The following is a 4,938-nucleotide window of genomic DNA, read 5'->3' as shown; positions in this document are numbered from 1 at the left end:
CCCCGCCCCGGGGCCCCCTCGGACCTCATCCACCCAGCCCCCCCACCCACCCCCCGTAGACCTACCCCCCCCACACCGCGGCGGCGGCCCGTTGGCTCCGGTGACTTCCCGAGCTGTCCGGCCAGGAAGACGAGCCGGTGCCCGGCGGGCACTTCGGCCACGTGGCTGTACCGCCCGAGCGGCGGCGCGACGGTTTCCGGGTTCCAGCGGCGCGGCTTCACGCCGTCCATGATCGCAGACCCGGATTCCGCGCCGGCCTGGTTCACGGTAGGTTCGCCGGCAGCTGGTTTGCCGAATAGACCAGTTTCGATCTGGGGAGACCCGTCTTCTTCCACCTCGGCGTGTTCGCGCGGTACGAGGGCGAAGCCACGATGGCGTTCACGAACACGCTGCTGCCGGGGCTCTTCGCGGCGTGGGCGGAAGTGGCCGCGTTGCGCGCGCTCGTCTGGGCGATCGAGGGTGCGACAAGTTGAAATGGCGGTACAACGGCCGGACGTATAGGGCGTTATACGAAAGTCGCGTTCAGCGGAACCAGGCGCCGGCCGCCGACCGCATGACGTCCGAGCGATGAACGCCGAAATGACCGCCAAGCTGATCGAGGCGCCCGGCGAGGCGCCGCCCGAGGGCGGGTACGCGCTGCGCGTCGTCGAGACCCGCGGCCGCAGCACCGGCGAGCCGCGGCGCGTACCGCTGGCCGTCGTCGCGTGGGACGACGGCGGACGCTGCCTCGTCTCGCCCGTGCGTGACCGAGGCTGGGTCGCGAACCTCCTGGACGCGCCGGAGTGCGCGCTGCTCGCGGCCGGGGAACGCCAGGACTGCCGCGCAAGGCCACCGGCCTCCTCGAAGCGACGGGAAAGTCACCGGCGTCCGGTACCGCGGCGGCGAGCTGACGACGTCGCTGGTGGTCGGCGCCGACGGCCGCTTCTCCACCGTGCGGCGCCTCGCGGGCCTCGACGCGCGACCGCTCGGCGCCACGACCGACCTGCTCTGGTTCCGCCTCCCCCGGAGACCCGCCCGACGCCGATCTCGACCTCGCGGCGCGCGCGGCAACGCCTACGGGCCGTTCCCGCCTCAGCGCGACGAGTTCTTGGCGGTGTCGTAGGAAGTCCAGCCGCCCTCGCCCTCGGCCGCTTCGACATCGGCGTCGGCCGAAGCCGCGTGGGTCATCGCGGCCACCGTCTGCTCGAGGCCCTGCTGGACCTCGCCGCCGTCGGCCTCGCGGACGCTGTGCAGCGTGACGGTGATCTCCGACGACGCCGGGCCGTCCTCGGCGATCCGCAGCTCGCCGTGGTAGTCGTCGGGGCCTTCCGCGCCCCAGGACAGCGAGCGGTTCGCCGCGTCGGTGTGCAGCCACGCCTCGCCGGCGACCCGTTGGCCGTGGACCTCGGCCTCGACGTGCACGCTGTCGCCGCCCTTCGGCTCGGCGACCTTCATCTGCGGAAAGTACCGCGGCAGGTTCTCCGGGTGGCTCAGGAACGCGAACAGCTCGTCGGCGGGGACGTCGGCGGTCGCGGTGTGGCGGTACTCGGTCATCGTCTCACTCCTCGTCGGCGGCGGATCGCGTCCCGGTTACCCCTACCGCCCCGGAACAACCCCGTGAACGTGCTTCAAACGGTCGCGCGCGGGGAATTCGGAAAGCATGACGACCACCGACCCCGAGACCCGGGTGCCGAAGCGGGGCCCCGCCCCCGTGCAGGGCATGGGCATGCTGATCGGCCTGCTGTTCCTGATGCTGGGTGCGTTCGAGCTGATGCCGGGGGTCACCGTCGGCGAAGGGTCCGCGCGGGCGCTGTTCGGGGTCTTCGCGGTGTCGGGGGCGTGGACGCTGGTGCACCTGCTGACCGGCGCCGCCGCGGTGTTCTGCACCCGCTCTTCACGGGCGGCCGCCCGGTTCCTCGTCATCGGCGGTGCGTGCTACACCGTGGTGGGCCTCGCCGGGCTGCTGCCCCTGCCGCGGGCGGTCACCGACGCGCTGCCGCTGAACACCGCGGGCATCTGCCTCGCGCTGGCGTTCGGCACGGCGATGCTCATCCTCGGAGCGGGCTGGCTGTGGCGCCGGCCGGAACGGCGCCACTGAGGTTGTCCGCGGGCCGCGGGAACCGCGCCAGCACCGCCGTGACCAGCGCCGCGAGTCCGAAAAGGACATAGCCGTTGCCGGTGAGCTGCTGGAGGAAGGTCCAGTCCCCCTCCACCTCGCCGCCCCGCGGCCACCACCACTGCGGGCCCGCGACGAACAGCACCGCGCCTACCCCGGCGACGGCGGCGAACCCGCGTCGCCGCGTGCGGCGCGCCAGCTCGGCCCAGCCGAACAGCACGACCACCGCCCAGACCCAGTGGTGGGTCCACGAGATCGGCGAGACGAGCAGCCCGCCGACGGCGTTCAGGCCGAGCGCGACGGTCTTCTCCCCCGCGGCCAGCGCGCGCCGCACACCCAGCGCGGTCAGCACGAGCACGAGCGCGACCAGCGGCAGCCACCACGCGGTCCGCGCGTCGGCCGGCACCCCGGCCCGGGCGAGCAGCCCCAGCAGCGACTGGTCGCCGGCGTAGGTCGGCTCGCCGACGCGCGCGGTGTCCCAGAGCGCGCTGGTCCAGTACCGCACCGAATCCGCTCCGGCGAGCAGGAAGCCCAGCGCCGTCGCGGCCAGGAACGTGACGACCGCGGTCACCGCCGCCCGGGTGTCGCGGCGAAGCAGGAAGTACAGCAGGAACACCGCCGGGGTCAGCTTGATCGCGGCGGCGAGCCCGATCAGCAGGCCGCGCGGCCACCGCGGGGTGTCGACCAGGACGTCCAGGACGACGAGCGCGAGCAGCAGCAGGTCGAGCTGGCCCGCGTACACCGTGCGCAGCACCGGCTCGAGGACCTCGGCGGCCAGGAGCAGCGCCGCGACCCGGCGCCAGTCGCACCGGGCGCCGAGCGCGCGGAGCACGGTGACCAGCACCAACGCCAGCAGACCGAGGCTGCCCACGGTCACCACGAGGCAGGCGGCCCAGTACGGCAGCACCGCGAGCGGGGCCAGCACGATCGCCGCGAACGGCGGGTAGGTGAACAGCAGGAGCTGGCCGTCGCCGGTTGGTGGCAGGATGCCGTACAGCGCGTCGCCGCGCAGCAGCGCCGCCGACCCGAGCCGGTAGACGTCCAGGTCGACGCGGTACGCCGGGAACCGCCACCGGCCGTCGTTGTACGACACGAGCAGCGCCACCAGCGCGAGCGCCTGGGCGCCTAGCAGCACGTACGCGTTCCCCAGCTTGGCCCGCACCCGTCGTCCCCCTCGGATCATCCTTGGCATTCTGTCGCGTCCCCGCGGGAGCGCCATCCGGGAAACCCCCGGACCGGCCCCGGGACTCTTCCCTTGAAAAACTGGTTGCCCGCCGTGCCAGCCTGAGCGGATGGGGACACCGACCGGCTTCACCTACCGCATCGACGCACACGGCACCGTGACGATCACCCACCACGGCCGTCCGGCCGGGACGCTGCGCGGGCCCACCGCCGCGCGCTTCCTGGCCGCGGCGGACCGCGGTGACGACCAGCAGCTGCTGATGGCCCGCGCGACCGGCAACTACAAGCACGGCAACGAACGCCAGGCCCGCGACCACGCCCGCAACCGCTGACTTCCTGGCACGCTGGCGCCATGACCTACGACGTGCAGACGATCCGCAAGCACTTCCCGGGGCTGGCCGCCGCGCACTTCGACGGGCCGGGTGGCTCGCAGGTTCCCGACGTCGTCGGCGAGGCGGTGGCCGGGACGCTGTGCTCGGGGATGGCCAACCGCGGCGTCGTCACGGCCGCCGAGCGCCGGGCGAGCGCAGTCGTCACCGAGGCGCGCCAGGCCGTCGCCGACCTGCTCGCGGCGGACCCGGGCGGGGTCGTGTTCGGGCGCAGCATGACGCAGCTGACCTACGACTTCTCGCGCGCGCTCGCGAAGACCTGGGGCCCGGGCGACGAGGTCGTCGTCACCCGGCTCGACCACGACGCGAACATCCGGCCGTGGGTCCAGGCCGCGGAAGCCGCCGGCGCGACGGTGCGCTGGGCGGACTTCGACCCGGAGACCGGGCTCCTGGCGCCTTCCGCCGTCACCGGCCTGCTGTCTTCGCGGACGCGGCTGGTGGCGGTGACGGCGGCGTCGAACCTGCTCGGCACCCGGCCGGACGTCCCGGCGATCGCGGCCGCGGTGCACGACGCGGGCGCGCTGCTGTACGTCGACGGGGTGCACCTCACGCCGCACGCGCCGGTCGACGTCGCGGCGCTGGGGGCGGACTTCTACGCGTGCTCGCCGTACAAGTTCCTCGGCCCGCACCTCGGCCTGGTCGTGGCGGCGCCGTCGTTGCTGGAGTCGCTGCACCCGGACAAGCTGCTGCCTTCGACGGACGCCGTGCCCGAACGGTTCGAGCTGGGGACGCTCCCGTACGAGCTCCTGGCCGGGACGACGGCGGCGATCGACTTCCTCGCCGGTCTCGTCCCGGGGCCGGGTTCGCGCCGTTCGCGGCTGCTGGGGTCGCTGGCGGCGCTGTCGGACCACGAAGACGCCCTGCTGGCCCGCCTGGACGCCGGTTTGGCCGCGCTCCCGGATGTGACCCGGTACGGCGCGCCCGACCGGCACCGGACGCCGACGGTGCTGTTCTCGGTCGACGGGGTCGCGTCGCAGGCGGTGTACGAACACCTGGGGACGCAGGGGGTCAACGCGCCGGCGGGGGGCTTCTACGCGATCGAGTGCTCCCGGCACCTGGGTCTGGGTGACACGGGCGCGGTGCGGGCGGGGATCGCGCCGTACACGACGGAGGCCGACGTGGACGCCCTGCTCGCCGGGGTGGAGTCGGTCCCCCGCGGCTAGGTGGTCTACCGCGGCTGGGGGTGTGTGGTGTAAATAATTTGGAAACGCTTTTTTAAAACCAAACCGAAAGGCGACCGCCGGCGGGCCCACCCCGCGGGCGGGGGAGTGG

Annotated in this window: 7 protein-coding genes and 1 pseudogene; 5 read left to right on the top strand and 3 right to left on the bottom strand. The window is 73.6% G+C overall.

All coding sequences use genetic code 11. From position 1 onward, the window contains the following. The first annotated feature begins 341 nt into the window (after nt 1–341). On the top strand, nt 342–473 hold the full coding sequence (locus AB0N03_RS25230) for a hypothetical protein (protein WP_364376370.1): 132 nt from the start codon (nt 342–344) through the stop codon (nt 471–473). Nucleotides 474–522: 49 nt separating this feature from the next. Here AB0N03_RS25230 and AB0N03_RS25225 read toward each other — a convergent pair whose 3' ends face one another. Then, nucleotides 523–930, bottom strand: coding sequence for a hypothetical protein (locus AB0N03_RS25225; RefSeq protein WP_364376738.1), 408 nt, complete (start codon nt 928–930; stop codon nt 523–525). Between AB0N03_RS25225 and AB0N03_RS25220 the strand changes: the two are divergent. Beyond that, a pseudogene (locus AB0N03_RS25220) lies at nt 848–1,034 on the top strand (FAD-dependent oxidoreductase); the annotation flags it as partial. The gene AB0N03_RS25225 and the pseudogene AB0N03_RS25220 overlap by 83 nt on opposite strands. Before the next feature lie 37 nt (nt 1,035–1,071). Here the strand turns inward: AB0N03_RS25220 and AB0N03_RS25215 are convergent. Further along, nucleotides 1,072–1,533 carry an SRPBCC family protein gene (locus AB0N03_RS25215; RefSeq protein WP_364376367.1) on the bottom strand — a complete coding sequence of 154 codons (462 nt, stop codon included), beginning with the start codon at nt 1,531–1,533 and terminating at the stop codon, nt 1,072–1,074. Between the two features lie 106 nt (nt 1,534–1,639). On the opposite strand from AB0N03_RS25215, the gene AB0N03_RS25210 reads away from it, so the two are divergent. After that, complete coding sequence (locus tag AB0N03_RS25210) at nt 1,640–2,077, top strand: DUF4383 domain-containing protein (protein WP_364376364.1); 438 nt, start codon at nt 1,640–1,642, stop codon at nt 2,075–2,077. Here AB0N03_RS25210 and AB0N03_RS25205 read toward each other — a convergent pair. Next, a complete protein-coding gene (locus AB0N03_RS25205; RefSeq protein WP_364376361.1) occupies nt 2,028–3,278 on the bottom strand; it encodes a glycosyltransferase 87 family protein in 1,251 nt (416 codons plus the stop codon). The two genes, AB0N03_RS25210 and AB0N03_RS25205, sit on opposite strands and share 50 nt — an antisense overlap. Before the next feature lie 109 nt (nt 3,279–3,387). Between AB0N03_RS25205 and AB0N03_RS25200 the strand changes: the two genes are divergently transcribed. Further along, nucleotides 3,388–3,609 (top strand): hypothetical protein, encoded by a 222-nt coding sequence (locus tag AB0N03_RS25200; RefSeq protein ID WP_364376358.1) that lies wholly within the window; start codon nt 3,388–3,390, stop codon nt 3,607–3,609. A gap of 20 nt (nt 3,610–3,629) precedes the next feature. Continuing rightward, nucleotides 3,630–4,829: a cysteine desulfurase-like protein gene (locus AB0N03_RS25195; RefSeq protein ID WP_364376355.1), complete on the top strand. Its 1,200-nt coding sequence runs from the start codon at nt 3,630–3,632 to the stop codon at nt 4,827–4,829. Nucleotides 4,830–4,938 lie beyond the last annotated feature (109 nt).

This window comes from Amycolatopsis sp. NPDC051061 (assembly GCF_040682935.1).
In the GTDB taxonomy this organism is placed as follows: domain Bacteria; phylum Actinomycetota; class Actinomycetes; order Mycobacteriales; family Pseudonocardiaceae; genus Amycolatopsis.
This window is presented reverse-complemented; position numbering and strand designations above follow the sequence as displayed.

Bases quoted from the DNA above. Each gene is read 5' to 3' on its own strand.
- AB0N03_RS25205 (WP_364376361.1), bottom strand. From the start codon at position 3,278: ATGATCCGAGGGGGACGACGGGTGCGGGCCAAGCTGGGGAACGCGTAC.
- AB0N03_RS25210 (WP_364376364.1), top strand. From the start codon at position 1,640: ATGACGACCACCGACCCCGAGACCCGGGTGCCGAAGCGGGGCCCCGCC.
- AB0N03_RS25200 (WP_364376358.1), top strand. From the start codon at position 3,388: ATGGGGACACCGACCGGCTTCACCTACCGCATCGACGCACACGGCACC.
- AB0N03_RS25215 (WP_364376367.1), bottom strand. From the start codon at position 1,533: ATGACCGAGTACCGCCACACCGCGACCGCCGACGTCCCCGCCGACGAG.
- AB0N03_RS25195 (WP_364376355.1), top strand. From the start codon at position 3,630: ATGACCTACGACGTGCAGACGATCCGCAAGCACTTCCCGGGGCTGGCC.